20 protein-coding genes are annotated in these 24,569 nt (G+C 74.9%); 12 read left to right on the top strand and 8 right to left on the bottom strand.

What is annotated here, in order from left to right:
* The first annotated feature begins 227 nt into the window (after positions 1–227).
* On the top strand, positions 228–1,157 hold the full coding sequence (locus ACIGHB_RS08220; protein WP_360314767.1) for an NADP-dependent oxidoreductase: 930 nt from the start codon (positions 228–230) through the stop codon (positions 1,155–1,157).
* A 532-nt stretch (positions 1,158–1,689) separates the two neighbouring features.
* Here the strand turns inward: ACIGHB_RS08220 and ACIGHB_RS08215 are convergent.
* On the bottom strand, positions 1,690–3,813 hold the full coding sequence (locus ACIGHB_RS08215; protein ID WP_399910623.1) for an FtsX-like permease family protein: 2,124 nt from the start codon (positions 3,811–3,813) through the stop codon (positions 1,690–1,692).
* Positions 3,807–4,802, bottom strand: a complete 996-nt coding sequence (locus ACIGHB_RS08210; protein WP_399910619.1) for an ATP-binding cassette domain-containing protein — start codon at positions 4,800–4,802, stop codon at positions 3,807–3,809. Before ACIGHB_RS08210 ends, ACIGHB_RS08215 begins: the two co-directional genes overlap by 7 nt.
* 140 nt (positions 4,803–4,942) lie before the next feature.
* Between ACIGHB_RS08210 and ACIGHB_RS08205 the strand changes: the two genes are divergently transcribed.
* The 6 genes from ACIGHB_RS08205 to ACIGHB_RS08180 all read left to right on the top strand — a co-directional run bounded on the left by ACIGHB_RS08205 (position 4,943) and on the right by ACIGHB_RS08180 (position 10,989).
* Entirely contained in the window at positions 4,943–6,094 is a 1,152-nt protein-coding gene (locus tag ACIGHB_RS08205; RefSeq protein ID WP_399910616.1) for a DUF2786 domain-containing protein, read from the top strand.
* 129 nt (positions 6,095–6,223) lie between these two features.
* Complete coding sequence (locus tag ACIGHB_RS08200; RefSeq protein ID WP_399910614.1) at positions 6,224–8,332, top strand: FUSC family protein; 2,109 nt, start codon at positions 6,224–6,226, stop codon at positions 8,330–8,332.
* A 113-nt stretch (positions 8,333–8,445) separates the two neighbouring features.
* Entirely contained in the window at positions 8,446–9,003 is a 558-nt protein-coding gene (locus tag ACIGHB_RS08195; RefSeq protein ID WP_399910612.1) for a hypothetical protein, read from the top strand.
* Between the two features lie 80 nt (positions 9,004–9,083).
* Positions 9,084–9,701, top strand: a complete 618-nt coding sequence (locus tag ACIGHB_RS08190; protein ID WP_399910609.1) for a SigE family RNA polymerase sigma factor — start codon at positions 9,084–9,086, stop codon at positions 9,699–9,701.
* Positions 9,698–10,543 (top strand): hypothetical protein, encoded by an 846-nt coding sequence (locus ACIGHB_RS08185; RefSeq protein ID WP_399910606.1) that lies wholly within the window; start codon positions 9,698–9,700, stop codon positions 10,541–10,543. The genes ACIGHB_RS08190 and ACIGHB_RS08185 overlap by 4 nt, the downstream gene beginning before the upstream one ends.
* 233 nt (positions 10,544–10,776) lie before the next feature.
* Positions 10,777–10,989, top strand: coding sequence for a DUF397 domain-containing protein (locus ACIGHB_RS08180; RefSeq protein ID WP_030219358.1), 213 nt, complete (start codon positions 10,777–10,779; stop codon positions 10,987–10,989).
* Between the two features lie 89 nt (positions 10,990–11,078).
* Here the strand turns inward: ACIGHB_RS08180 and ACIGHB_RS08175 are convergent, their stop codons facing one another.
* On the bottom strand, positions 11,079–11,585 hold the full coding sequence (locus ACIGHB_RS08175) for an ATP-binding protein (protein ID WP_360314717.1): 507 nt from the start codon (positions 11,583–11,585) through the stop codon (positions 11,079–11,081).
* 350 nt (positions 11,586–11,935) lie between these two features.
* Here ACIGHB_RS08175 and ACIGHB_RS08170 point away from each other — a divergent pair, with 350 nt between their 5' ends.
* The 3 genes from ACIGHB_RS08170 (at position 11,936) to ACIGHB_RS08160 (ending at position 15,748) form a co-directional block, all read left to right on the top strand.
* Positions 11,936–12,808 (top strand): helix-turn-helix domain-containing protein, encoded by an 873-nt coding sequence (locus ACIGHB_RS08170; RefSeq protein WP_399910603.1) that lies wholly within the window; start codon positions 11,936–11,938, stop codon positions 12,806–12,808.
* Between the two features lie 93 nt (positions 12,809–12,901).
* Positions 12,902–14,359, top strand: a complete 1,458-nt coding sequence (locus ACIGHB_RS08165) for an aldehyde dehydrogenase family protein (RefSeq protein WP_399910600.1) — start codon at positions 12,902–12,904, stop codon at positions 14,357–14,359.
* Positions 14,360–14,521: 162 nt separating this feature from the next.
* Positions 14,522–15,748, top strand: a complete 1,227-nt coding sequence (locus ACIGHB_RS08160) for a WD40/YVTN/BNR-like repeat-containing protein (RefSeq protein WP_399910597.1) — start codon at positions 14,522–14,524, stop codon at positions 15,746–15,748.
* Positions 15,749–15,760: 12 nt separating this feature from the next.
* Here the strand turns inward: ACIGHB_RS08160 and ACIGHB_RS08155 are convergent, their stop codons facing one another.
* The 3 genes from ACIGHB_RS08155 to ACIGHB_RS08145 all read right to left on the bottom strand — a co-directional run bounded on the left by ACIGHB_RS08155 (position 15,761) and on the right by ACIGHB_RS08145 (position 19,031).
* A complete protein-coding gene (locus ACIGHB_RS08155; protein WP_360314723.1) occupies positions 15,761–17,182 on the bottom strand; it encodes a glutamate decarboxylase in 1,422 nt (473 codons plus the stop codon).
* A 67-nt stretch (positions 17,183–17,249) separates the two neighbouring features.
* On the bottom strand, positions 17,250–18,527 hold the full coding sequence (locus ACIGHB_RS08150; RefSeq protein ID WP_360314725.1) for an ion channel protein: 1,278 nt from the start codon (positions 18,525–18,527) through the stop codon (positions 17,250–17,252).
* 135 nt (positions 18,528–18,662) lie between these two features.
* Complete coding sequence (locus tag ACIGHB_RS08145) at positions 18,663–19,031, bottom strand: YbjQ family protein (protein ID WP_189980198.1); 369 nt, start codon at positions 19,029–19,031, stop codon at positions 18,663–18,665.
* A gap of 169 nt (positions 19,032–19,200) precedes the next feature.
* Between ACIGHB_RS08145 and ACIGHB_RS08140 the strand changes: the two genes are divergently transcribed.
* Positions 19,201–20,577, top strand: coding sequence for a VTT domain-containing protein (locus tag ACIGHB_RS08140; protein ID WP_399910593.1), 1,377 nt, complete (start codon positions 19,201–19,203; stop codon positions 20,575–20,577).
* Positions 20,578–20,724: 147 nt separating this feature from the next.
* Here ACIGHB_RS08140 and ACIGHB_RS08135 read toward each other — a convergent pair whose 3' ends face one another.
* Both ACIGHB_RS08135 and ACIGHB_RS08130 read right to left on the bottom strand, forming a co-directional pair.
* Positions 20,725–22,380, bottom strand: a complete 1,656-nt coding sequence (locus tag ACIGHB_RS08135) for a threonine/serine exporter family protein (protein WP_360314729.1) — start codon at positions 22,378–22,380, stop codon at positions 20,725–20,727.
* Between the two features lie 132 nt (positions 22,381–22,512).
* Positions 22,513–23,004: an inorganic diphosphatase gene (locus ACIGHB_RS08130; RefSeq protein ID WP_360314731.1), complete on the bottom strand. Its 492-nt coding sequence runs from the start codon at positions 23,002–23,004 to the stop codon at positions 22,513–22,515.
* A 102-nt stretch (positions 23,005–23,106) separates the two neighbouring features.
* Here ACIGHB_RS08130 and dacB point away from each other — a divergent pair, with 102 nt between their 5' ends.
* Complete coding sequence (gene dacB, locus ACIGHB_RS08125; RefSeq protein ID WP_399910589.1) at positions 23,107–24,513, top strand: D-alanyl-D-alanine carboxypeptidase/D-alanyl-D-alanine-endopeptidase; 1,407 nt, start codon at positions 23,107–23,109, stop codon at positions 24,511–24,513.
* Positions 24,514–24,569 lie beyond the last annotated feature (56 nt).

The following is a 24,569-nucleotide window of genomic DNA, read 5'->3' as shown; positions in this document are numbered from 1 at the left end:
CGGCCAGCCTAGGCGGCGCGGGGCGGCCGGTGGCTGGTCTTTCAGACAGGTGGTACTGGCCGGAAGGCGGGCGGGGGAGAGGGGCGGCCCGGCGCACGCTTGATCGTGTCGAGAAGCGGACGCCCCGGGCTCGGGGCGTCGAACGCGCTGATACGGAGGGCGACATGACGACGGTGGACGCGGTGAAGTCGGTGGAGTCGGTGGACGCGGTGGGCTCAGTGGAGTCGATGGAAGCGATCGTGTTCGAGGAGTTCGGCGGGTCCGAGGTGCTGCGGCACGTGACCGGCGCCGAGGTTCCGGAGCCGGGGCCCGGCGAGGTCCGGCTGCGGGTGGCGGCGGCCGGGGTCAACCCGATGGACTGGAAGGTGCGCCGGGGCCTGCTGGAGGAGTTCTTCCCGACGACGTTCCCCGCCGTGCCGGGGATCGAGGTGGCCGGCACGGTCGACGCGCTCGGCGAGGGCGTCACCGGACTCGCCGTCGGCGACGAGGTGTTCGGCTGGTCGAGGACCGGCGCCTACGCCGGATACGCCGTGGGGCACCGGCTGCTGCCGAAGCCGGCCGGGCTCTCCTGGGAGGACGCGGTGGGCCTCCCGATCGCCGGGGAGACCGCGGCGCGGGTCCTGGCGCGGCTCGGCGTACGGGAGGGCGAGACGCTCTTCCTGCACGGAGCGGCCGGGATCGTGGGCACCATCGCCGTCCAGCTCGCGGTCGCCGCCGGCGTCACGGTCGTCGGCTCGGCGTCGGCGTCCAACCACGCGTACCTGCGCGGGCTCGGCGCGATCCCGGTCGAGTACGGCGACGGTCTCGCCGACCGGGTGCGGGCCGCTGCCCCGGAGGGGGTCGACGCGGTCTTCGACGCGGCGGGGCACGGCGTGCTGCCGGTCGCCATCGAGCTGATGGGCGGCGAGGGCGTGGCCGACAAGGGGCGGATCGCGACGATCGCCGCCACGGACGCGGCCGCGTACGGGATCCCGTACAGCCTCCCGGAGGAGGACTTCTCCCGCGTACGGGAGTGGCTGACGGAGCAGGCGGCGGGCGTCGTCGCGGGCACGCTGAGGCTGCGCCTCGCCGACACGTTCCCCCTCAAGGAGGCGGCCCGCGCCCAGGACCTGAGCGAGACGGGCCACGTCCGAGGCAAGCTCGTCCTCCTGCCGTGACCCGCCGGCCGGCCTGCGGCGGCGAGGGGACGGAGGGGGCGGCGGGTCGGCGTGGACCCTGGCCGGCGCGTGCGGGTGGGCGGTGGGGCGGCTCCGGCTCCGGCAGGCGCGTATGGGTGGGGCGGTGGCCCGGTGGGGACCTCGGCCGGCGGGTACGGGAGGGGCCGTGGGGCGGCTCCGGTCCTGGCTCCGGCCGGCGTGTACGGGTGGCCCGGTCCCGGCCGCGGCCGACGCGTACGGGAGGGGTGGCCCCGGCTCCGGCCGGTGGGTGCGGGCGGGGCGGCGGCCCCGGTCCTGGCTCCGGTCGGCGTGTACGGGTGGCGCGCTGGCCCGGTTCCGGCCGTGGCCGACGCGTACGGGAGGGGCGGCTCCGGCTCCGGCCGGTGGGTGCGGGCGGGGCGGTGGCCCCGGTCCCGGCTCCGGACGGCGCGTACGGGTGGGGCATGGGGCCGCTCGGCTGTGGCGGCGCGTCGGCGCGAGGGGCGGTGGCCCGGCTCCGACCCCGGCCACCGCCCTGTCCCACCATCGCCGGTCAGCGGGTGAGCCGCCACGCGGGGAGGGCCGACGCGGCGACGGCGACCACCGCGCAGACCCCGGCCGCCGCGCCCGTCTGGGCCCACGGCACGGCCAGGACGACCGGTGCGGAGAGCGCGGCGAGACCCGCGCCGAGCGCGCCGAGGACGGCGGCCGTCACGCCGAGCCCGAGGACGGTGCCGATGGCGACCGCGAGGACCGCCTCGCCCGTCACCGCCCGCAGGGCCTGCGCGCGGGTGGCGCCGGCCAGCCGCAGCGAGGCCAGCTCCGGGCCGCGCACCGACGTGGCCATGAGCAACGTGCTCGCCAGGGCGATCACCGTGTAGAGGAGCACCAGGGCGAGGACCAGCCGCAGGCCCGTCGCCGCGGCCTCGTTCCGGGCGGCCGGTGCGGCACCGGCACCGGCACCGGCACCAGCGCCGTCCGCCGCCGCCTCCGCAGGCAGCAGCCGGTCCGACTCCAGCCGGTCCGGTACGGAGCCGGGCGCCTGGGCGCGGGTGACGTACGGCCCGTTGTCGCCGGTCCCGCGCGCGAGGACGGCCGCGACCCGGAGCCGTACCGGACCGCTGCCGTCGGCCCGCCACACCTCCACCTCCTCGCCGACCCGCCGCCGCTCGAACTCCTCGTTCACCACGATCGACCGGTCGTCCAGCCTCCGCAGGTCCCCCGCGACCACGGGGAGCCGGGCGAGGGCCGCGAAGGCCGCCGGGTCGGTGACGGCCCGCGCCTGATACTTCACGACCGCCTCGGCCCCGTCCCGTACGAAGAGGGAGGTCGGCCCGGAGGCGGCGACCACCGCGCCGCCGGCCGTACGGGGCGGGATCCGCAGCCCCGGCCCCTCCACCACGTACGCCGCCGCCGTCCGCTCCCGCGCCTCCGTCTCCTTCGCGAGCGCCACGCTCTCCGAGGCGCCGAAGAGCGTCCCCGCCAGTGCCACGGTCACCAGGACCGGCGCCGCGACGGCGGCGGTACGGCGCACGGCGGCGGAGCCGTTCTCCCGGACCAGCAGCCCGACGGCCCCGCCCCGGGGGACCGGAAGCAGCCGGGCCACCGGCCGCGCGAGCAGCGGGGCGAGCAGGGCCGCGCCGCCGGTCAGGAGCATCGGCAGGGTCGTGTACGTCTTCCGCTTGAGCAGCGCCTCCGGCTCGGTGGCGTACGTCCAGACCAGCAACCCGATGCCCGCCGCCAGCAGTCCGGCGCCGAGCAGCGCCCGGCCCGGCGGCAGCACGTCCCGGTCGACGTCGGCCTCGCGCAGCGCGTCCACCGGGCCGGTCCGCCCGGCGCGGTGGGCGGCGGCGGCCGCGCCCGCGAGGGCGACGCAGAGCCCCGTCCAGAAGGCCAGGTGGTACGGCCATCCGGCGCTCCCGCCGACGGCGTGGGCGAACCACTCGGGCGCGAGCGTCCGGTCCACGAGGGCCCTGGACATCGGCGGCGCGGCCAGGCCGCCGAGCGCGCAGCCCGCCGCGGACGCGGTGACGCCGAGCACGGTCGCCTCGGCGAGCAGCAGCCGGCGGACCTGGCCGGGGGTGGCCCCGGCGGTGCGGAGCAGCCCGAACTCGCGGCGGCGCAGCGCCACGGAGAACGCGAAGACGGAGGCGACGACGAAGACGGAGACGAAGGCGGCGACGCCGCCCGCGGTGCCGAGGAGGGCGTTCAGCCCGGTGAGTTCGTGGCCGTCCCGCTCGTGGCCCGGGTCGGCGCGGCGGCGCTCGGCGCCGGTGAGCACCCGCGCCCGGTCGCCGACGAGGGCACGGACCTGTTCGGCGGGGGCGTCGAGTCCGACGGCGTCGGGGTGCCGGACGTCCGCCGGGTTCTCCGTCAGGGTCCACCGGTCGCGGAGTTCGCGCAGCACGGCGGTGTCCACAGGCTGTGGACGGTCGAGCGGCCGGGAGACGAGGGCGGTCCCGGGCCCGCGCCGGACCTCCACGGTCAGCCGGTCCTGGCCGAGGACGACGACGGGCGAGGACGCGAACCGCTCGGGCGCGCGGGCCGGCGGGTCGAGCGCGGCGGCGAGCCCGAGCCCGGTGGCCGTGAGCAGCCCCACCCCGAGCACGAGCGCGAGGAACCCGCCCAGGAACGACGCCCACCGCCCCCGCAGCCCGCTCACGACGACGCTCAGCACGCCGCACCCCCGGTCTGCGCGTTTCCGCTCTGGGTGTTTCCGGTCTGCGCGCTTCCGGTCTGCGCGCTTCCGGTCGGTGCGCCTCCGTGCGGCGTGCCTCCGCTCCGCGCGCTTCCGGTCGGTGGGCCTCCGTTCGGCGTGCCCCCGTGCGGCGTGCGTCCGTGGTTCGTGCCTCCGTGCGGCGTGCCTCCGCTCCGCGCGCCCCCGTCGGCCGCCGGGCGCAGTTCCGTCAGCCGGGCCGCGACCTCGGCCGCCGTCGGCGCGGTGAGCTCATCCGCGAGGCGGCCGTCGACCAGGAAGACGACACGGTCCGCGCGGGCCGCGGCGAGCGGGTCGTGGGTGACCATGACGAGCGTGCGGGCCTCCTCGTCCACGAGGGCGCGGAGCAGGTCCATCACCTCCGCGCCGGTCGTGGAGTCGAGCGCGCCGGTCGGCTCGTCGCCGAAGAGGACGGCGGGGGCGGTGATCAGCGCCCGGGCGAGGGCGACCCGCTGGCACTGGCCGCCGGAGAGCTCGCCGGGCCGGTGCCGCTCGCGTCCGGCGAGCCCGACCCGGGCGAGCGCCGCCCGGACCTCGCCGCGCCCGGGACGGCGGCCGGCGAGCCGGAGCGGGAGGGCCACGTTCTGCGCGGCCGTCAGCGTCGGCAGCAGGTTGAAGGACTGGAAGACGAAACCGATCCGGTCCCGCCGCAGCAGCGTGAGCCGCCGCTCGCTCAGCCCTTCCAGGGCCGTGCCCGCCACCTCGACGCTGCCCGCGTCCGGGCGGTCGAGCCCGGCGGCACAGCGCAGCAGCGTCGACTTCCCGGAGCCGGAGGGGCCCATGACGGCCGTGAAGGTCCCCGCGGCGACGTCGAGGTCCACGCCGTCGAGGGCCCGGACCTCCCCGTGCCGCCGGACGAGCCCCCGGAGCCGGAGGGCGGGGGCGGGGGCGGGGCCGGGGGCGGGGGCGGGCCCGACCGTGGCGATGGCGGAAGCAAGGCTGCTGGTCATGGCTCCAGCGAACCGTTCCGTCGGGTCCCGGGTCACGCCGTCTGCCGGGCGTCCAGGGGTAGGGCCAGGCATACCTTCGGCGGGCTGAGACCATCGGGGAAGGAGCCGGGCACGAGGTACGGAAGGGAACGGTCACGGTCATGCAGGAGGAGGCACGGGAGTCCACCGTCGAGCGGGCGCTGCGGGAGTCGCTGCACACCCGCGACGACGGCTCCCTCGACACGGCGGCCTCCCTGCTCGCCGCCGACCCGGCCGCCGACGCCGCTCTCGCGCGGCGCGGCGAGGAGTTCGTCCGCACGCTGTGGGAGCGCGGCTGGCAGCCCGCCGACCTGGCGCGGACGGTCCGCCGCGAGCTGGCGGAGGACCATCTGCGGCTGCTCGGCGGCCTGGTGCGGGCCGAGACGGCGCGGTACGCCACGCTGCCCCGGCGCTGGCGCGAACAGATCGACGGCCTCGACGAGGGGGCGGCGGCCGGGCCCGCCGACCGCTTCTCGACCGCGACCGCCGTCATCGAGCTGTACCGGCTGCTGGTCCGGCTGCCCCGGCTCGACGCGGTGGGACCCGTACCGGGCGACACGCTGCCGCCGGCGGCGGCCGGGGAGCCGCGGATGCTCACCCGGATCCGCGCGCTGCTCGCCAAGGCGGAGGCCACCGGCTACCCGGAGGAGGCGGAGGCGCTCACAGCGAAGGCGCAGGAGCTGATGGCCCGGCACAGCCTCGACGAGGCGGGGCTCGCGGCCGGGGCGCCGTCGCCGCGGACACCGGGCGCGATCCGGATCGGGGTGGAGCCGCCGTACGAGCAGGCGAAGGCGATCCTGCTCGACGCGGTGGCGACCGCGAACCACTGCCGGGCCGTGTGGAACGAGACGTACGGCTTCTCGACGGTCGTCGGCTTCGAGGCCGACCTCGACCCGGTCGAGCTGCTGTACACCTCGCTGCTCGTGCAGGGAACGGCGGCGATGACCCGCGCGGAGGCGGAGCAGCGCAAGGGCGGCCGCAAGCGCACCAAGTCCTTCCGGCAGTCCTTCCTGCTCGCGTACGCCAACCGGCTCGGCGCCCGCCTGGAGGCGACCTCCCGGCGGGTGGCCGCCGAGGCCCCGAACCTGCTCCCGGTCCTCGCCTCCCGCGAGGTCGCCGTGGCGGCCCGCACCGACGAGCTCTTCCCGGAGACGCGGGCCACCCGGGTGCGCGCCATGTGGGACGAGGACGGCTGGAACCACGGCGCCACCGCCGCCGAGACCGCCACCCTCGCCCCCGACCGGGCCCGCCTGGACCGCCGCGCCCGCGGCTAGGGCCTGAGAAGCGGGAAGAAGAGGCCAGGGCCGTGGGGTGAAGCGGGGCTGGGAGCGTAGGGCGAAATGGGTCCAGGGCCCGTGGGGTGAAATGTCGGGTTACGGGGTGATCGTCGCTACGCTCGGTCCATGAGCTGGCTCCGGGCGCTGAGGGAGACCGCGCGCTCGGGCCTCACCGTCGAGCGGCGGCGGCTCGCCCCGGTCATCGCCGCCCGGGGCGCCCTCGGACTCGCGCTCGTCATGGGCTTCTCGCTGGCCGTCTTCGGGCCCGCGGTCGCCGTCTCGTCCGCGTTCGGCGCGTTCCAGGCCGCCATCGCGACCTTCCAGCGGTCCTGGCGGCCCCGGCCCACCCTCGCCCTCGCCTCCGGCGGCAGCCTCGCCGTCTCCACCTTCCTCGGGTATCTGACCGGTTCCCACACGGTCCTCTTCCTCGCCCTCCTCCTGCTGTGGACCTTCCTCTCCGGGCTCGCCTGGGCGGCCGGGCCCACGGCCGGAATCATCGCCTCCTCCAACGTGGCGATCATGCTGGTCACGGTCACCCTGCCGACCTCCGTCGCGACCGCGGCCGGGCACGCCGCCATGATCTTCGCGGGCGGGGTGGTCCAGGCCGCGCTGATCGTGCTGCTCCCGGTGCGGCCCTGGGGCGCCCAGCGCGACGCCCTCGCGGACGCGCTCGCGGCGGAGGCGGACTACGCCCGCCGGCTGCGCCACGACCCGGTCGCCCCCTTCGACCCGGTCCCGCTCATGACGGCCCGCAGCGCCGCCGCCGTCACCCCGCGCCAGGCCCGCCGCCGGCCCGCCGAACTGCACGGGCCCCGGCGGCTCGCCGAGCGGATCCGGCCGGTCCTCGCCTCGCTCGCCGACCCGGCCGTCGGCGTACCGGCCGAGGGCCCGCAGCGCGACCGGGTCCGCGAACTGCTGGCCGCGGCGGGCGAGATCCTCGACGCCGCCGCGCACGCCATCCGGCACGGCGAGCCGGTGCGGTCCACCCCGGCCGCCGTCGCCGCCCTCCGCACCCCGGACACCGGCACGATCCTCGGCGACCGCGCCCACCGCGCCGCCCGCCGCCTCGCCGCCCTCCTCGGCGACGTCGTCGAGACGGCGGAGCCACGCACGGAGACGAGCCCGGGGGAGGTGCGTACGAGCCCGGGGGAGGCGCGTACCGGCCCTGCCACCCCCACTCCCACCTCCACCCCCACCCCCCGCACCCGCCCCACCCTCCTCCGCCTCGCGCCGTTCGTCCTCGCGCGGATGCGGGCCGAGGTGCGGCCGGGTTCGGCCATCCTGCGGCACGCGCTCCGGGTCTCCGGGGTCACCGCCGCCGGCTACCTGCTGGGCCTGGTCCTGCCGTTCGGGCACGGGTACTGGGCGCCGATGGCCTCGGTGATGGTGATGCGCCCGGACTTCTCGCAGACGTACGCCCGCTCGGTGGCGCGCTTCGGCGGCACGCTCGTCGGCGTCGCGCTCGCCACCGCCGTCGTACGGACCGCGCACCCGGGGACGTACCTCTCCGCCGGTCTCGCCGTCCTCTGCGCCTTCGGCATGTACCTGCTGATGCGGACGGGGTACGCGGTCAGCCAGGTCTGCGTCGCCGCGTACGTCGTCTTCCTCCTCGGCATGGAGGGCTCAGGGGTGGGCCAGACCGTCCGGGACCGCGTCCTGCTCACCCTCCTCGGCGGGCTCCTCGCGATGCTCGGCTACGCCCTCTACCCCGCCTGGGAGACGCCCCGGCTGCGCGGCCGGCTCGCCGACTGGCTCACCACCTCCGGGCGGTACGCGGCGGCCGTCGCCGCCCGGTACGCCGACCCCGCGGGACCGGGCAGCCCCGATGTGCGCGAGGCGCTGCTCGCCGCCCGCGCCGCCCGCGTGGCCTGGCACGACGCCCTGGGCAGGGCGGGCCACGAGCCGGTACGGCACCGGGGGCTCTCGCACGCGGCGGCCGAGGGCGCGGGCCACGCGCTCGCCGAGTTCGGGCGGGCCGCGATGCTCCTGGAGGCCCACCTCCCCGAGCGCGGCGCCCCGCCGCTCCCCGCCGCGGCGGGTCTCGCGGAGGCGCTGCGCGAGGCGACCGAGCGGGGCGCGAAAGCGGTCCGCGAGCGGAGGGCCCCGGCCTGGGACGACCTGCGGGAGACCGTCGGCGCCTGGGACGCGGAGGTCACCGACCCGCTGCTGCGGAAGGCGGCCCGGCTGCTCCTGGCCGCCCTGGACGAACTCTCGGCCGCCCTCGCCGACGCCTGAGGCGACGGTCCGCCCGCACGGTTTCCCGGAAATCTTCCGCCGGGGTGTCATCCGGCGCCGGTGCGGGCGGAGTTGAGAAGGGTGGAAGACCGTACGGAACCAGGAGCGAACCCATGAAGAAGCACCTGCTCGCCGCGGGCGCCGCCGTCACGGCGGCGGTGGCCGCCGCCGCCCTCGCCACCCCGGCCGCAGCCGCCCCCTCCCCATCCGCCGCCACCACCGCGACCGTCACCACGACCACCGCCGCCGCCTCGTCCCTCCCGTCCCACTCGTCCGCCGTGCGGACCGTCCGCTCCGGCGAGCGCGTCGACGCCGGCGGCGGCTACACGGTCTGGCTCACCCGCCAGGGCAAGCACTGGACCGGCCCGGACGGCTTCGAGCAGTTCCGCAGCGTCGTCGACGGCAACCTCGACCTGACCAGGCCGGCCCTCAGCCACCAGGGCGAGGGCACCTTCCACTCGGGGATCTACGGCGGCCCGGTCCGCCCCGGGCGGGTCGAGGTGACGGACTCCGAGGGCCGCGTCACCCGCGCGACCCTGCTCCAGCTGCCCGGCCGGCCTGACTGGGGCGTCTGGTACGCCCACACCGCGCCGACCGGCCACGACGTCTCCGTCTCCTTCTACGCCCGGAACGGCCGGCTCCTCGTCGAGCTGCCCGCCCTGGACTTCTGACGGGCCGTCCACCACGCTCGGCGGGGCCCGGCACGGGGCGGGCCCCGCCGCACCACCTCCCGAACGCGAGGTCCGCCACCGTGACCCACTCACCGGCTCCCGGACCGGCATCCGAGCCCGGACCGGCTCCCGGACAGGCTTCCGGACAGGCTTCCGAGCCCGACGCCGACTTCGCCGACTTCGCCTCGGCCGCCTGGCCCCGGCTCGTCCGCACGGCCCAGCTGCTCACCGGCGACTTCCACGAGGCCGAGGACCTGGTGCAGACGACGCTGGCCAAGGTGTACGGGCGCTGGCACAAGGTCCCGCGCGAGGAGATCGACCTCTATGTGCGCCGGGCCCTCGTCAACAACAACATCAGCCGCCTGCGCCGCCGCCGGGTCGCCCACCTCCTCGTGCCGGTGCTGCCGGAACCCGCCCGGCAGCGGGACGCCGGGCACGCCGAGCACGTCGAGGAACGGGCCGTTCTGCTGGCCGCGTTAGCCGACCTGAGCGTGCGTCAGCGCACGGTGATGGTCCTGCGGTACTGGGACGATCTGACCGAGCACGAGATCGCCGACGTCCTCCAGTGCTCGCTCGGCACCGTGAAGACCCACGCCCGCCGCGGCCTCGCCGCCCTGCGCGCCCACCCCCGGCTCGCCTCCGGCGCACCGCCGCTGCCCGGCCCTCCCCTCCGCACCCCCTACGGAGCCCGCCCATGACGCCCGCCCCCGACGCCGGGCCCGACGCCGCCGAGGCGTGGGACGACCTGCTGCGCGCCGAGTTCGCCCGCGCCGCCCACGACGTGACCCCGGGGCCCGCGCCCGTCGCGGCGGTCGTCCGCGCGGGCCGCGCCCGGCGCCGGCGCCGTACCGTCGCCCTCTCCGTCCTCGCCGTCCTCGGCGTCTCGGCCGCCGTCGCCGCCGGTACGGCCCTGACCGGCGACCCGCACCCCGCAGCGGGGCTCGCCGCCCCGCCGGTCCTGACCACCACCGGAGCCTCCTCCCCGACCTCCCCGGCCTCCCCCTCCACTCCCACCACTCCCGCCCCTCCCACCACTCCCACCACTCCCGCCTCCCACGTCACCTCCACCCCGTCCACCCCCTCCGGCCCGTCCGGGTCCCAGGCCCCCAGGACCTCCGCCACCACCCCGCGGATCCCCACCCCGGTGCGGACCGTGGCGGCGGGGGAGCGGGTGGCCGCCGCGCCCGGGTGGACGGTGTGGCTCACGGCGCGGGGCAAGTACTGGAAGGGCGGGGAGGGCGAGGAGGGCGGCATGGAGCAGTTCCGCTCCGTCACCGACGGGAACATCGACCTGCGGTCCCCCGGCGTCAGCTTCCAGGGCGAGGGCACCTTCCGCTCCGGCCTCTACTTCGGGACCCGGGACGCGGGCCGGGTCGACCTCGTGGACGCGAAGGGCCGGACCACGACAGCGGCCCTCCTCGAACTCGCGGGCCGCCCCGGCTGGGGGGTCTGGTACGCCGTGACGCCCGACCAGTCCCCGATGGCCGTCCGCCTGTACGACCGCGCGGACCGGCTCCTCTCCGAGCTGCCCCGCCTCTGACGGGAACCACCGCCCCCGTGCTCCCGTCCACCCGGATGGGAAGATCGCGGGGGCTTCGCCGTGCGCGGGCACCCCCTCGCACACTGAGTCGCGTAGCGACTACACCACGCCTCGTGCACGTGCATCTGCTCATGCATCGGCATATGAACGAAGCTATGATCCGGGGAAGTTGACACCTGTACCAAGCAACTCGGGGAGCTCCAGTGCATCACGCGCACCACGCGTACAACGGCATGGCGGCCACGGAGCTGCGGGGTGTCGTCTGGCAGAAGAGCAGGCACAGCAACTCCCAGGGCTCCTGCGTCGAGTTCGCCAAACTGCCCGGGGGAAACGTTGCCGTCCGCAACTCCCGCCACCCGGACGGGCCCGCGCTCGTCTACACGCCGGCCGAGATCGAGGCGCTGCTGCTCGGCGTCAAGGACGGGGAGTTCGACCACCTCGTCTGAGCCGCGCTCGTCCCGCACGCGCGCGTGAGAACGGGAAACGGCGAAGGCCCCGGCGGTCCACCGCCGGGGCCTTCACCCTTGCCCGTGTCCTACTCCTCTTCCGGGCCCACCCGGAAGAGCGCCCACACGACCTTGCCCTGGAGTCGTCCGGCCAGCGGGTGCCAGCCCCAGCTGTCGCTGAACGACTCGACCAGGAACAGGCCCCGGCCCGACTCGGCGGAGAAGTCCTCCTCACCGCCGCGCGCCTCCGGGCTCTCCCGGCTGGGGTCGCGCACCGCGCACACCAGGCGGGACGCCCAGCGCATCAGGTGCAGCCGCACCGGCGGCGCCTGCGGGTCCTCGGAGCGGTCGCCGTCGGGGACGCCGTGCCGCAGCGCGTTGGTGACGAGTTCGGAGACCACGAGGGCCACGTCGTCGAAGCGGTCGCCGAGATTCCAGCTGTCCAGCGTCGCGCTGGTGAACTTCCGGGCCCCGCGGACGGCGTCGTACCGGGCGGGCAGGGCGCAGGAGGCGGAGGTGGAGACGGCGCCGGGATCGATCGGCGGGAGGCCCTGCCGTAAAGGCTGCTCGAGCACGGTCGATCCATTCGTCCCCATGCGAGGCACTCCCGGGAATCGCGGCGGTGGTGCGACAACGGTGCAAACAGTGCGAAACATTGCGACAACACGACAACGCGAACGAGTACGCGGCTGCGCGGGGTCCATGGTTCCGAATGCGCCGACGGGATGCAAGGGCAGATGCACGTGCACGCGGCCCTCGGATGCCGGACCTGTCCGAGCCTGTGGCGAATCTGTGGAAATCTTCTTGACGCGGAGGGGTCCGGCCCTCGTCCGGATCTCACCCCTCTGCCTCCCCTTCCGTAACCAGATGTGTACGCGCTGAAGCGTTTGGTGGCAGAATCCGGGGCTCGACGGGGGCTCGTCACCGTGAAGGGAAGGCTGGAGCCGTGACCGCAGGCGAAATGAACGGAGCGGGCGGGAGCGTCGTCCGGCGCATCCTGCTGGGCTCCCAGCTGAGGCGCCTGCGCGAATCGAGGGGCATCACCCGCGAGGCCGCCGGCTACTCGATCCGCGCCTCCGAATCCAAGATCAGCCGCATGGAGTTGGGAAGGGTGAGCTTCAAGGCCAGGGACATAGAGGATCTGCTCACTCTCTACGGAGTCACCGAGGAGACCGAGCGCGGCGCGCTCCTGGGGCTCGCCCGCGAGGCCAACCTCGCCGGCTGGTGGCACAGTTTCGGCGACGTCCTGCCGGGCTGGTTCCAGACGTACATCGGCCTGGAGGCCGCCGCCTCCCTCCTCCGCGTCTACGAAGTGCAGTTCGTGCACGGCCTGTTGCAGACCGAGGAGTACGCCCACGCGGTCGTCGTGCGGGGCATGCCCGGCGCCTCGCAGGCCGAGATCGACCGCCGCGTCGCCCTCCGCCTCGAACGCCAGAAGGTCCTCGTCTCCGAGCGCGCCCCGCACTTCCACGTCGTCCTCGACGAGGCCGCGCTCCGCCGCCCGTACGGCGACCGGGCCGTGATGCGCGGGCAGATCAAGCACCTCATCGAGGTCTCCGAGCATCCCGGGGTCACCCTCCAGGTCATGCCCTTCAGCTTCGGCGGGCACGCCGGCGAGAGCGGCTCCTTCACCATGCTCAGCTTCCCCGAGTCCGACCTCGCCGACGTCGTCTACCTGGAGCAGCTCACCGGCGCCCTCTACCTCGACAAGCGCGAGGAGGTCTCCCAGTACGGCGCCGTAATGGAGAAACTCGCGAAGGACAGCCCCGATCCGGCGGAAAGCCGCGATCTTCTCCGAGGACTCCTTCAACTCTCCTGAGACATCAGTACGATGACGGCGCATCAGTAGCCCCGGCGATCAGGCGTCCGCGCGCGCCCGAAGACCGGCAGCCGGCAGAGGGGTACTCCGTCCATGTCGCACTTCACCGACCTGGCCCACCAGTTCATCGACGGCGAGTGGAAGCCGGGCAGCGGCTCCTGGGACATCATCGACTTCAACCCGTACACCGGGGAGAAGCTCGCCTCGATCACGGTGGCCACGGCCGGTGAGGTGGACCGCGCCTACCGCGCCGCCGAGCGCGCGCAGGCCGCCTGGGCGGAGACCAGCCCGTACGCCCGCCGGCACGTCCTCGAACGCGCCCTGCGGATCGTCGAGGACCGCGAGGACGAGATAGCCGGGACGATCGTCGCCGAGCTCGGCGGCACCCGCCTGAAGGCCGCCTTCGAGATCCACCTCGCCAAGGAGTTCCTGCGCGAGGCGGTCCAGCTGGCGCTCCGTCCCGAGGGGAGCATCCTGCCGTCCCCGGTGGACGGCAAGGAGAACCGCGTCTACCGCCTCCCGGTCGGCGTCGTCGGCGTCATCTCCCCCTTCAACTTCCCCTTCCTCCTCTCCCTCAAGTCGGTGGCGCCCGCCCTCGCGCTCGGCAACGCGGTCGTCCTCAAGCCGCACCAGAACACCCCGGTCTGCGGCGGCACGCTGGTCGCGAAGATCATGGAGGACGCGGGCCTCCCCGCCGGGCTGCTCAACGTCGTCGTCACCGACATCGCCGAGATCGGCGACGCGCTGCTGACCCACCCCGTGCCCAAGGTCATCTCCTTCACCGGCTCCGACCGGGTCGGCCGCCACGTGGCCACCGTCTGCGCGCAGAACTTCAAGCACGCCATCCTCGAACTCGGCGGCAACAGCGCCCTGATCGTCCTCGACGACGCCGACATCGACTACGCGGTGGACGCCGCCGTCTTCAGCCGCTTCGTCCACCAGGGCCAGGTGTGCATGGCCGCCAACCGCGTCCTGGTCGACCGGCGGGTGGAGGCCGAGTTCACCGAGAAGTTCGTGGCCAAGGTGAAGACCCTCCGGGTCGGCGACCCGGCCGACCCCGGCACCCACATCGGCCCGCTCATCAACTCCCAGCAGGCCGAGTCGGTCGCCGGGGCCGTCGAGCAGGCCGTCGCCGCCGGCGCCACCGCCCTCCTGCACGGCACCGTCGAGGGCAACGTCGTCTCGCCGTCCGTGCTGACCGACATCCCCGCCGACGCCCCCGTCCTCGCCCAGGAGATCTTCGGCCCGGTCGCCCTGATCCTCCCGTTCGACGGCGAGGACGAGGCCGTACGGATCGCCAACGACACCCCGTACGGGCTCAGCGGCGCCGTCCACACCGCCGACGTCGAGCGGGGCGTCCGGGTGGCGAAGCGGATCCACACCGGCATGATCCACATCAACGACGGCACCGTGCACGACGAGCCGATCGTGCCCTTCGGCGGCGAGAAGCACTCGGGCGTCGGGCGGCTCAACGGCGACGCGATGATCGAGGTGTTCACCACCCGGAAGTGGATCTCGATCCAGCACGGGCGCAGCCGGTTCCCCTTCTGAGACCGTCCGTCCGGAACGGGTCGGGTCTCCCCGGCCGCTCCGGGCCGGTTCCGTCGGCGCGGCTGAAAGAACTTCCTCCCGGGTGGGAACCCGAAGCCGGTTCGCGGTGTACCAGAAGCAGACGGTTCACCGCGAACCGCCCGAGGGACAGGGGGAAGTCCGATGCGCGTTCCCGTTTCCCGGGCGCCGGCTCCGCTCCGCGCGCTCGTGGCACTGCTGCTCGCCTGGCTGCTGGCCGCCTGCACGGGCGGGGCCGAGCCGCCGCGCGCGGGCGGGAAGCCCGTCGAGGAGAGCGGGTTCGGCGCCCCGCCGAAGATCGGTGACGGCGCCGGGCTGCCCGGCTGGGCGGCCGACGTGGGGCTCACGGCCGACGGGAGCGGCTTCGCGCTCCTCGCGGAGTGCGTCGGCGACCCGGCCCGGCGGGAGAACGGCTTCTGCCGGCAGCACATCGCCGTGCTCGACCGGGGCGCGGAGCGATGGCGGCTCGGCACCTCGCCGCTGCCCGAACTACGGGGCGACGCGGGGGTGTCGGCGCGGCTGCGGGTGCTCGGACCGGGGCGGGCACTGGTCGAGGACGGGGGCGGGGAGGAGCCGCCGCGGGACTGGTTCACCGCGGACGGCGCGCGGAGCTGGCGGAGCGTCGACCGGCGGGCGGCCGGGCGGATCCCGGAGATACCCGAGGGGGCGGCGCTCACCACCGAGTGCGCCGCGGACCCGCGGACGGTGGCGGAGCTGTGCGAGCGGGAGCGGCTGGTCGTGGTCTCGCCGCGGGACGGGCGGCGGCGGGTCCTGGTGACGCAGCCGCCGCTGGGCGCGCACCCGAGACCGGCGGACGTGGTGGAGCCGGACGGGTCCTGGTGGGTGTCGGGCGTGGAGCCGCGGACCGGACGGGCGGCGGTCGCGGTCTCCCGGGACGCGGGCCGGAGCTGGTCGCTGAGCCGGCCGCCGAGCCCGACCGAGGCGCCCGGCTGGTACCTCTCGGTCGTGGTGGGGCCGGACGCCGTGTACGCGGCGGAGCTGGGCGAGCTGAAGGGCGGCGAGCCGGTGAAGAACCCGCTGCGGGCGCTCCACCGCTCCCGCGACGGCGGCAGGACCTGGCAGCGGGTGTGGACGACGGGCGCCGAGGCGGAGCCGCGCTCGCTGCGCGGGGTGCCGGTGCCGGGGCCGGACGGCCGGGTGGAGCTCGGCGCCGAGCTCTCCGGGTACCTCAGCCTGGACGGCGGCCGGACGTTCCGGGAGCTGGACGACGGCACCTCATACGTCCGCAGGACCGGCGCCGGCCTGCTCCGGGAGGACGCGCGCTGCCGGTACGAGCTGACGCGGGACGGGGTCCGCTGGTCCGCGTTCCTGCTGGCGTGCGGCGACGACGCCTCGGTGGGGGTTCCGTAGGGCGCGCCCGGTTCAGTGGTGGAAGGCGGTCGCGGCGCCCTTGTCGTGGGTGAAGGGGCGGGGCTGGCTGCGCAGTTCGGGCAGCAGCCGCTTCAGGTCCTCGACGAGGAGGGTCGCGAGGTCGGCGGAGAAGCCGTTGCGGCAGACGATCCGCAGGACGGACAGGTCCTCGCGGTGGGCGGGGAAGGTGTAGGCGGGGACGAGCCAGCCGTTCTCGCGGAGCCGGCGGGAGACGTCGAAGACGTCGTAGGAGGTGATGTCGGGGGCGGTGGTGAAGGCGAAGACGGGCAGCTGGTCGCCGCGGGTGAGGAGACGGAAGTCGCCCATGGCCTCGATGCGTTCGGCGAGGCCCCGGGCGACGTCCCTGCTGGTCTGCTGGACGGCCCGGTAGCCCTCCCGGCCGAGCCGGAGGAAGGTGTAGTACTGGGCGACGACCTGGGCGCCGGGGCGGGAGAAGTTGAGGGCGAAGGTCGGCATGTCGCCGCCGAGGTAGTTGACCCGGAAGACCAGCTCCTCGGGGAGTTCCTCGGCGCTGCGCCAGAGGGCCCAGCCGACGCCCGGGTAGACGAGTCCGTACTTGTGGCCGGAGGTGTTGATCGAGGAGACCCGGGGGAGGCGGAAGTCCCAGACCAGGTCCTCGTCGAGGAAGGGGGCGACCATGGCGCCGGAGGCGCCGTCGACGTGCACGGGGATGTCGAGGCCGGTGCGGGCCTGGAGGTCGTCGAGGGCGGCGCAGATGTCGGCGACGGGCTCGTAGGAGCCGTCGAAGGTGGAGCCGAGGACGGCGACCACGCCGATCGTGTTCTCGTCGCACAGGGCGGCGGCGGAGGCGGCGTCAAGGTGGTAGCGGTCGCCCTCCATCGGGACGAGCCGGGGTTCGACCTCCCAGAAGGTGCAGAACTTCTCCCAGCAGACCTGCACGTTGACGCCCATCACCAGGTTGGGGCGGGCGGTGGCCGGGTACCGGTCGGCGTTCCGTTGCGCCCAGCGCCGTTTGAGGGCCATGCCGGCGAGCATGCACGCCTCGCTGGAGCCGGTGGTGGAGCAGCCGACGGCGGCGCTCGGGTCGGGGGCGTGCCAGAGGTCGGCGAGCATGGCGACGCAGCGGCGTTCGAGTTCGGCGGTGCGCGGGTACTCGTCCTTGTCGATCATGTTCTTGTCGCGGCACTCGGCCATGAGGACACCGGCCTGGGGTTCCATCCAGGTGGTGACGAAGGTGGCGAGGTTGAGCCGGGAGTTCCCGTCCAGCATCAGCTCGTCGTGGACCAGCTGGTAGGCGCTGGACGGCGGCAGCGGCCGCTCCGGCATCCGGTGGCGGGGCGGGGCCTCCGTCATCCCGCCGACCGGGTCGGCCTCGCCGTAGAAGGGGTTGAGGGCGAGCCGGCGGAACGGCGCGGAGTCGGGGTCGTCGGATCCCTTGTGGAGGGGGGCCATCGGGGGCTCCTTCTGCGGCGGGCGGTGGCGGGCGGAGTGGGGCGGAGTCGGGAGGGGCCGGGAGGGGTCAGCGGAGGGCGTTGCCCTGGTGGTCGAGTTCGAGCTGCGGGCGGCCGGTGACGACCAGCCAGGCGGGCAGGGTGGCCAGGCAGAGCAGCGTGAGCATGGCGGGGGAGGCGGCGAGGACGGCGGCGATGAAGAGGCTCACCCACCCCTGGCGGGTGGTCGCGAGGAGGACGCCGAGCACGGCGGAGGAGACCGCGACCGCCGGATGGATCTCCGGGACGAGGGCCTGGGCGACGAGGCCGAGGGCGGCGCCGATGAAGACCGCGGGGAAGACCCGGCCGCCGCGGAAGCCGCAGGCGGCGGCCACCAGGAGGGCGGCGAGCTTCACGACGGCCAGCCGGGCCAGCTCGCCGGAGGAGTACACCCCGATGGACTCGACGAGCTCCTCGGTCTCGTGGAGCCCCTTGAAGAGGGTCAGGTGGCCGCCGAGAGCGCCCAGCAGGCCCAGGACGAGACCGCCGAGGGGCAGCATCAGCATGGGGTGCCGCAGCCGGCCGAAGGCCCGGTGGAGGTGGGGGAAGGCGTAGCAGCCGAGGAGGCCGAAGACGGCGCCGAGGGTGGCCACGACGAGCGCGGCGAGGAGGTCCTCCCAGCCGGGGTCGGTCAGCGGCGGCAGGCCCATCGCGAAGCTGGGGTCCGAGAGGAGCTGGGTGGTCATGGCGCCGGCCCCGGCGGCGACGAGCGGGGCGAAGAGCCGGTCCCACAGCGAGCCGCGGCCGGGCTTCCCGACGAGCGCCTCGGAGATGACCAGGGCGGCGGCGACGGGGGTGCCGAAGAGGGCGCCGAAGGTGCCGGCGACGGCGAGGGAGCCCCAGAAGGCGCCCGGTACGTTCGGCGCGGCCTTCAGGCCCAGCCAGGCGGCCAGGGCGATCGCGGAGGCGATCGTGGGCTGCTCGGGGCCGAGGCTGACCCCGCCCGCGAGGGCGAGGGCGCTGGCCAGGAGCAGACCGGGGACGACCACCGGTGGCAGCGGCGGCCCGCCGAGCCCTTCGGAGGCCGGGTCGGGTCCGGCGTGCCCGGGCACCTTCCAGACGACCAGTCCGACGGCGACGCCGGTGGCGGTCAGGACGCTGATCATCCACAGCGAGGAGTACCGGCCGATGTCCAGGGTGTCGGGCAGGGTCTCCCAGAGCACCGCCTGCAGTCCCTCGGCGGCCTCGCTGACGCCGAGGAACAGCAGGGCCGATCCGACGCCCACCACGAGGGCGGGCAGCACCTGCGGGAGCAGGACTCGTACCGGGGCTTCGGCGGGGGCGGTCGCGTCATGATCGGTGGCCACCGCCCCACCATAAGTGAGCAAATGCCCCATAACACTTCGAAAGGCCGGGACTTCCGGCCCTTCCGGGACTTCCAGTCCTTCCGGGACTTCCAGTCCTTCCGGCCCTTCCGGGCCCGTGGCCCGGCGAGCCGGGGCTCAGGCGCGGGGCGCGATGACCACGGCCGTGCCGTACGCGCAGACCTCGGTACCGACATCCGCCGCCTCGGTCACGTCGAAGCGGAACATCAGCACGGCGTTGGCGCCGCGTGCCCTGGCCTGCTCCACCAGGCGTTCCATCGCCTGGTTCCGGGTCTCCACCAGGGTCTTCGTCAGCCCCTTCAGCTCGCCGCCGATCATCGACTTCAGACCGGCGCCGATCTGGCTGCCCAGATGGCGGGACCGGACCGTCAGTCCGAAGACCTCGCCGATCACCTGGCGTACCTCGTATCCGGGGACGTCGTTCGTCGTCACGACCAGTACGTCGGGGTGCGGTCCCTGACCGCCTCCGTACTCCTCGATGCCCATCGGCACTCACCTCCTGATCACCCAGGGTCGGGGCGCCCGGGCCGCTCCGCAATCCCGTGGCGTCCAGGTGGAACCGGGGCACCCCCCGTCACGTTGATAGCTTGGGGCGCGCCGTCGGCATGTCCCCCTCCCGACATGCCCCCCACACCACCCGCAGGAGCCCGGAACCGTGAACACGCTTGCCCTCGGACCGAGCTGGTTGGATCCGGACTACCTGATCCAGACCTTCGGCCTGATCGGTGTCCTCGTCATCGTCTTCGCCGAGTCCGGCCTGCTCATCGGGTTCTTCCTGCCCGGTGACTCGCTGCTCTTCACGACCGGTCTCCTGGTCACCACCGGCAAGCTCGACACGCCCCTCTGGCTGGTCTGCACGCTGATCGTCGCCGCGGCGATCATCGGCGACCAGGTGGGTTACCTCTTCGGACGGAAAGTCGGCCCGGCGCTCTTCCGGCGCCCCGACTCCAAGCTGTTCAAGCAGGAGAACGTCGAGAAGGCGCACGAGTTCTTCGAGAAGCACGGCCCGAAGTCGCTGATCCTGGCCCGCTTCGTGCCGATCATCCGCACCTTCACGCCGATCATCGCCGGCGTCAGCCGGATGAACTACCGCTCGTTCATCACCTTCAACATCATCGGCGGCGTGCTCTGGGGCGCCGGCGTGACCCTGCTGGGCGCCTCCCTCGGCAAGATCGACTTCGTGCACGAGCACATCGAGGCGATCCTCATCGGCATCGTGCTCCTCTCGGTCGTCCCGATCGTGATCGAGTACCTCAAGGCCCGCTCCCAGTCGAAGAAGGCCGCCGCCGCCCGGGACGCGGCCCCCGTCGACCCGGCGGCCCCCGCCGGCCAGGACGCCCCCGGCGCCCAGCCCGGCCCCGGCCAGGCGGCCTACGGCGAGCAGCCCGGCGGCCAGGGCCACCAGGACGGCCGGAACGCTCACGGAGGCCGGCCGGACCAGGGCGGCTACGACGCCCAGGACGGCTACGCCGGTCAGGGCGGCCACCCCGGCTACGGCAACCAGGGCGGCTACGGCAACCAGGGCGCGTACGGCAACCAGAGCGGCTACGGCGACCAGGGGGGCTACGCGGGCCAGGGGGGCCACGCGGGCCAGGGGGGCCACGCCGGGCAGAGCGGGTACGGCGACCAGGGCGGTTACGCCGGTCAGGGTGGGTACGCCGGGCAGGGCGGCTACGGCGACCAGGGCGCGTACGGCGACCAGTCCGGATACGCCCAGCAGGGCGGCTACGCCGGCCAGGCGGGCTACCACGGCCAGACGGACTACAACGGCCAGGCGGCCCACGGCTACGGAAACCAGCCCGGCTACGGCGCGCAGACCCCCCAGCCCGGCTACCAGACCCCCCAGACCCCCCAGCCCCCCCAGCCCGGCTACGGCGGCCACCAGGGCGGCCAGGCCGGCTACGGCGAGCAGGGCGGCTACGGCGGCTACGACGGTTACGAGGGCCAGGGCGGCCAGGGCGGCCCCAGCGGCCACGGCGGCCGGAACCAGCCGCCGTACGGCGAGGACGGCGGCCGGCCCGCCCAGCGCTAGGACATCCAGCGCCAGGACATCCAGCGCCAGGACATCCAGCGCCAGGACATCCGGCGCCAGGACACCGACGAAGCCCCGTCTCCGGCCTTCCGGCCGGAGACGGGGCTTCGTCGTCGCGCGGACCGGCGCCCCGCCGCCCCGGCCGGCTCAGAAGCCCCTGGTCCGCTTCGCCGCGCTGCGGGAGGCCGCGCCCGGCGCCTGCATGAAGAGCCGGGCCAGCTCACCGCCCAGGTTCACCCCGATCGCGATCGCCAGCGCCAGCGCCGCCGCCTTCGCGAGATACGCGAACCCCTGGTCCAGGTTGTTCTGGGCGATCGAGAGGACCCCGAAGTACGTCGCCGAACCGGGCAGCAGCGCCCCGATCGCCGCCGTCACGTACGGCAGCGACGAGGTGTGGTGGTAGCGGGCCATCAGCTGCCCGAAGAGGCCCACCAGACCGGCCGCCAGGGCCGTCGCCATCACCGTGGACCCCTCCGCCGTCACCGCGATCGACGCGTACACCACCCAGGCCACCCCGCCGTTGAGCGTGGCGAAGAGCACCGTCGCCCGCGACTGCTGGAGCAGGATGGCGAAGGTCGCGCACAGCACCATCGCCGCCAGCGTCTGCGTCACCGGCCGCTCCACCGCCTGGAGCGCCCCCTCCGGATTGAGCTCGGCGCCGAACTGCACCGCCAGGTACAGCACCGACAGCACGCCCACCACGATCGCCACGAAGAAGTACGCGACCTCCAGGAGCCGGGCCGAGGCCGTGATGTAGAAGCCGGTCAGACCGTCCTGGACGGCCGCCACCAGCGCCCGCCCCGGGATCAGCGCGAACAGGCCACCGGTGATCACCGCCGAGGGCCGCAGATCCGCGTGGAGCAGTGTGAGGAGCACCCCCATCGCGGCCGGCGGCATCGCCGCCACCAGGAACTGGTAGAACTCCGGCAGCCCGCGCCCCGCGCACAGCCACGCCAGCCGGTCGCCGAGCACCGCGCCCAGCGCCGCCACGAAGAACACCGTCGCCCCGCCGCCCAGCAGCGTCGACGCCGCGCCCGCGAGCACGCCCGCCGCCGCCGTCAGCACCCAGCCGGGGTACGGGTGCCGGTTGCGCCGTATCTCCGCGAGCCGCCGGTACGCCTCCTCCGGCGACACCTCGTGCGCCGGCGCGTTGATGTCCGCGAGCAGCTGGTAGACGGCCGCCAGGCGGGTGTAGTCGGTGCCCCGGCGCCGTACCGTCCGGTTCGCCGTCACCGGATCGTCCACCAGCGACGGCTGGTACGTGATCGAGAGCAGCGTGAAGGTCACCGTCGGCTCGCACCGGTCCAGCCCGTACGACCGGCAGATCGCGAACATCGCCGCCTCGACGTCCTCCGCGCCCTCACCGCCCGCGAGCAGCAGCTCGCCGATGCGGAGGGTCAGGTCGAGCACGCGCGGCACCGAGGGCCCGGTCTCGCCCTTCGCGGCGGGAGCCTCCGGCACCGGCCGGTCACCGACCGGCAGCCGCAGCATCGTCCGCATCCGGTCCTGCCACGGCGCGTTGTGCGGCAGCCGCGCCAGCGGCACCCCGTACGCCGGGGTGAAGGCGGGCGGCGAGTCCTTCGCGGAGTACGTCGACGGCGGCGCGAAAGCCGACCCCTCGGGCTCCGGCGCCGGCTCGGGCGCGAGCCCCTCCGGCACCACGAACGCCGACCCCTCCGGCTCCGCGGGCGGCGGCGGCTCGGGCACCAGCCCCTCCGGCAGCGCGAACTCCGAGGTCGCCTCGTCCGACAGGGGCTTCCGGTCCTCCGGAGCCTCCTCGGGGCCCTCCGGCTCCGCCACCACTCGCTCTCCGCCTCACACCCAGGGAATCTTGGATTCCAGTATGAGCGCCAGACGCGTGTGCGAAACGTGGAGACGCGAAAGGCGGTACACCCCGAAGGGTGCACCGCCCGTCGGCGACTCACGACACGGAGGTCAGTGAGCGCCCTGCTCCTTGGCGCGCGCGATCGACTTCTCGATCTCGGCCTCGGCCTCGGCGCGGCCGACCCAGTCGGCGCCCTCGACCGACTTGCCCGGCTCCAGGTCCTTGTAGACCTCGAAGAAGTGCTGGATCTCCAGGCGGTCGAACTCCGGCACGTGGTGGATGTCGCGCAGGTGCTCCATGCGCGGGTCCGTCGCCGGGACGCACAGCAGCTTGTCGTCGCCGCCGGCCTCGTCGGTCATGCGGAACATGCCGATGGCGCGGCACTTGATGACACAGCCCGGGAACGTCGGCTCGTCGAGGATGACCAGCGCGTCCAGCGGGTCACCGTCCTCGCCGAGGGTGTTCTCCACGTAGCCGTAGTCGGTCGGGTAGGCCGTCGACGTGAAGAGGCGACGGTCCAGACGGATACGACCGGTCTCGTGGTCGACCTCGTACTTGTTCCGCGATCCCTTGGGGATCTCGATGAGAACGTCGAACTCCACGGGTGGCTCCTCCTGAATCAACACAAGTGAATGCTCGCGACGACGCGCGGTGATTAAGTGTCTCTCACGCAGGTACGTGATCGCGAAAGGGGCTGGTCAGCAATGCCGGAGCCGAGGGTGTGGCAGCTCACGGCGGGCTCCGCCGTGCTCGGTCTGGCTCTCGCCGCCGCGGCTGCGACCGCGGCCGGCCCCTGGGACGGGGGCCAGCGTACGGCCGAGCGGGCCCGCGCCGCCGCCCCCGCGGCGGGTGGCGAGCGTCACCCCGCCCCGGCAGCCGCGCCCAGCGCCCCGCCCCGCACCGAACCCGCCCCCGCCCCCAGCGCCCCCGGCGTCCTCACCGCCCTCGCCGCCCCCGCCCCGGGGCCCCGGCCTGCGGACCTCGCCCGCACCCTCGTCCCCCTCCTGGCCGATCCGGGCCTCGGCACCTCGCGCACGGCCTCCGTCGTCGACACCGCCACGGGCAGGCAGCTGTACGGGGAGGGCGCCGGGACCCCCATGACACCGGCCTCCACCGTCAAGATCGCCACCGCGGCGGCGGCCCTCTCCGCCCTCGGCCCCGACCACCGGATCGCCACCACCGTCACCGCCGCCCCCGACGGCACGGCGGTCACCCTCACCGGCGGCGGCGACCCCACCCTCGACGAGGCCCGGCTGAAGGCCCTCGCCGCCGACACCGCCCGCGCCCTCGCGAAACGCGGCCGCTCCTCCGTACGCCTCGCCTACGACACCGGCCTCTACCAGGGCCCCGCCGTCCACCCCATCGGCCCCAACGAGAACCTCGCCCCCGTCACCGCCCTCATGACCGACGAGGGGCGCCTCGACGGGAGCGCCGTCGGGCCCGCCCCCCGCTCCGGCGACCCCGCCCGCGACACCGCCACCGCCTTCGCCGCCCACCTCGCCGACGCCGGCCTGAAGGTCACCGGCGACCCCGCGCCCGGCCGCACCCCGAAGGGCGCCCCGCTCGCCCGTACGCACTCCGCGCCGCTCGCCGACCTCGTCGAGCGCACCCTCACGAACAGCGACAACGACCTCGCCGAGGCCCTCGCCCGGCAGACCGCCCTCGCCCGCGAGCAGCCCGCCTCCTTCCGAGGCGCCGAGAAGGCCGTCCGCGACGAGCTCGGCGAACTCGGCGTGCCCCTCGCCGGCGCCCGCTTCGCCGACGGCAGCGGCCTCGACCGCCGCGACCGCGTCTCCGCCGCCCTCCTCACCGGCCTCCTCGCCCGCGCCGCCGACCCCGCCCGCCCCGAGCTCCGCCCGCTCCTCACCGGCCTCCCCGTCGGCGGCTTCACCGGCACCCTCGCCGGCCGCTACGGCCAGGCCCCCGCCGGCGCCGGACTCGTCCGCGCCAAGACCGGCACCCTCACCGGCGTCAACACCCTCGCCGGCACCGTCGTCACCACCGACGGGCGCCTCCTCGCCTTCGCCTTCCTCGCCTCCGCCACCCCCTCGCCCGACCTCGCGCAGCCCGCCCTCGACCGCCTCTCCGCCGCCCTCACCGGCCAGAAGTAGCCACCGGCACCACCCTCCGGACAGGGCACCGAACGGCCCCGACCCCGTACCGTTGA

Origin of the sequence: Streptomyces sp. NPDC085460 (genome assembly GCF_044541975.1) — a bacterium.
Lineage (GTDB): Bacteria > Actinomycetota > Actinomycetes > Streptomycetales > Streptomycetaceae > Streptomyces.
This window is presented reverse-complemented; position numbering and strand designations above follow the sequence as displayed.

Excerpts from the sequence above, each read along its gene's own strand:
- ACIGHB_RS08220 (WP_360314767.1), top strand. The coding sequence starts at position 228 with ATGGAAGCGATCGTGTTCGAGGAGTTCGGCGGGTCCGAGGTGCTGCGG.
- ACIGHB_RS08210 (WP_399910619.1), bottom strand. The coding sequence starts at position 4,802 with ATGACCAGCAGCCTTGCTTCCGCCATCGCCACGGTCGGGCCCGCCCCC.
- ACIGHB_RS08205 (WP_399910616.1), top strand. The coding sequence starts at position 4,943 with ATGCAGGAGGAGGCACGGGAGTCCACCGTCGAGCGGGCGCTGCGGGAG.
- ACIGHB_RS08200 (WP_399910614.1), top strand. The coding sequence starts at position 6,224 with ATGAGCTGGCTCCGGGCGCTGAGGGAGACCGCGCGCTCGGGCCTCACC.
- ACIGHB_RS08195 (WP_399910612.1), top strand. The coding sequence starts at position 8,446 with ATGAAGAAGCACCTGCTCGCCGCGGGCGCCGCCGTCACGGCGGCGGTG.
- ACIGHB_RS08185 (WP_399910606.1), top strand. The coding sequence starts at position 9,698 with ATGACGCCCGCCCCCGACGCCGGGCCCGACGCCGCCGAGGCGTGGGAC.
- ACIGHB_RS08180 (WP_030219358.1), top strand. The coding sequence starts at position 10,777 with ATGGCGGCCACGGAGCTGCGGGGTGTCGTCTGGCAGAAGAGCAGGCAC.
- ACIGHB_RS08175 (WP_360314717.1), bottom strand. The coding sequence starts at position 11,585 with ATGGGGACGAATGGATCGACCGTGCTCGAGCAGCCTTTACGGCAGGGC.
- ACIGHB_RS08165 (WP_399910600.1), top strand. The coding sequence starts at position 12,902 with ATGTCGCACTTCACCGACCTGGCCCACCAGTTCATCGACGGCGAGTGG.
- ACIGHB_RS08160 (WP_399910597.1), top strand. The coding sequence starts at position 14,522 with ATGCGCGTTCCCGTTTCCCGGGCGCCGGCTCCGCTCCGCGCGCTCGTG.
- ACIGHB_RS08155 (WP_360314723.1), bottom strand. The coding sequence starts at position 17,182 with ATGGCCCCCCTCCACAAGGGATCCGACGACCCCGACTCCGCGCCGTTC.
- ACIGHB_RS08145 (WP_189980198.1), bottom strand. The coding sequence starts at position 19,031 with ATGGGCATCGAGGAGTACGGAGGCGGTCAGGGACCGCACCCCGACGTA.
- dacB (WP_399910589.1), top strand. The coding sequence starts at position 23,107 with ATGCCGGAGCCGAGGGTGTGGCAGCTCACGGCGGGCTCCGCCGTGCTC.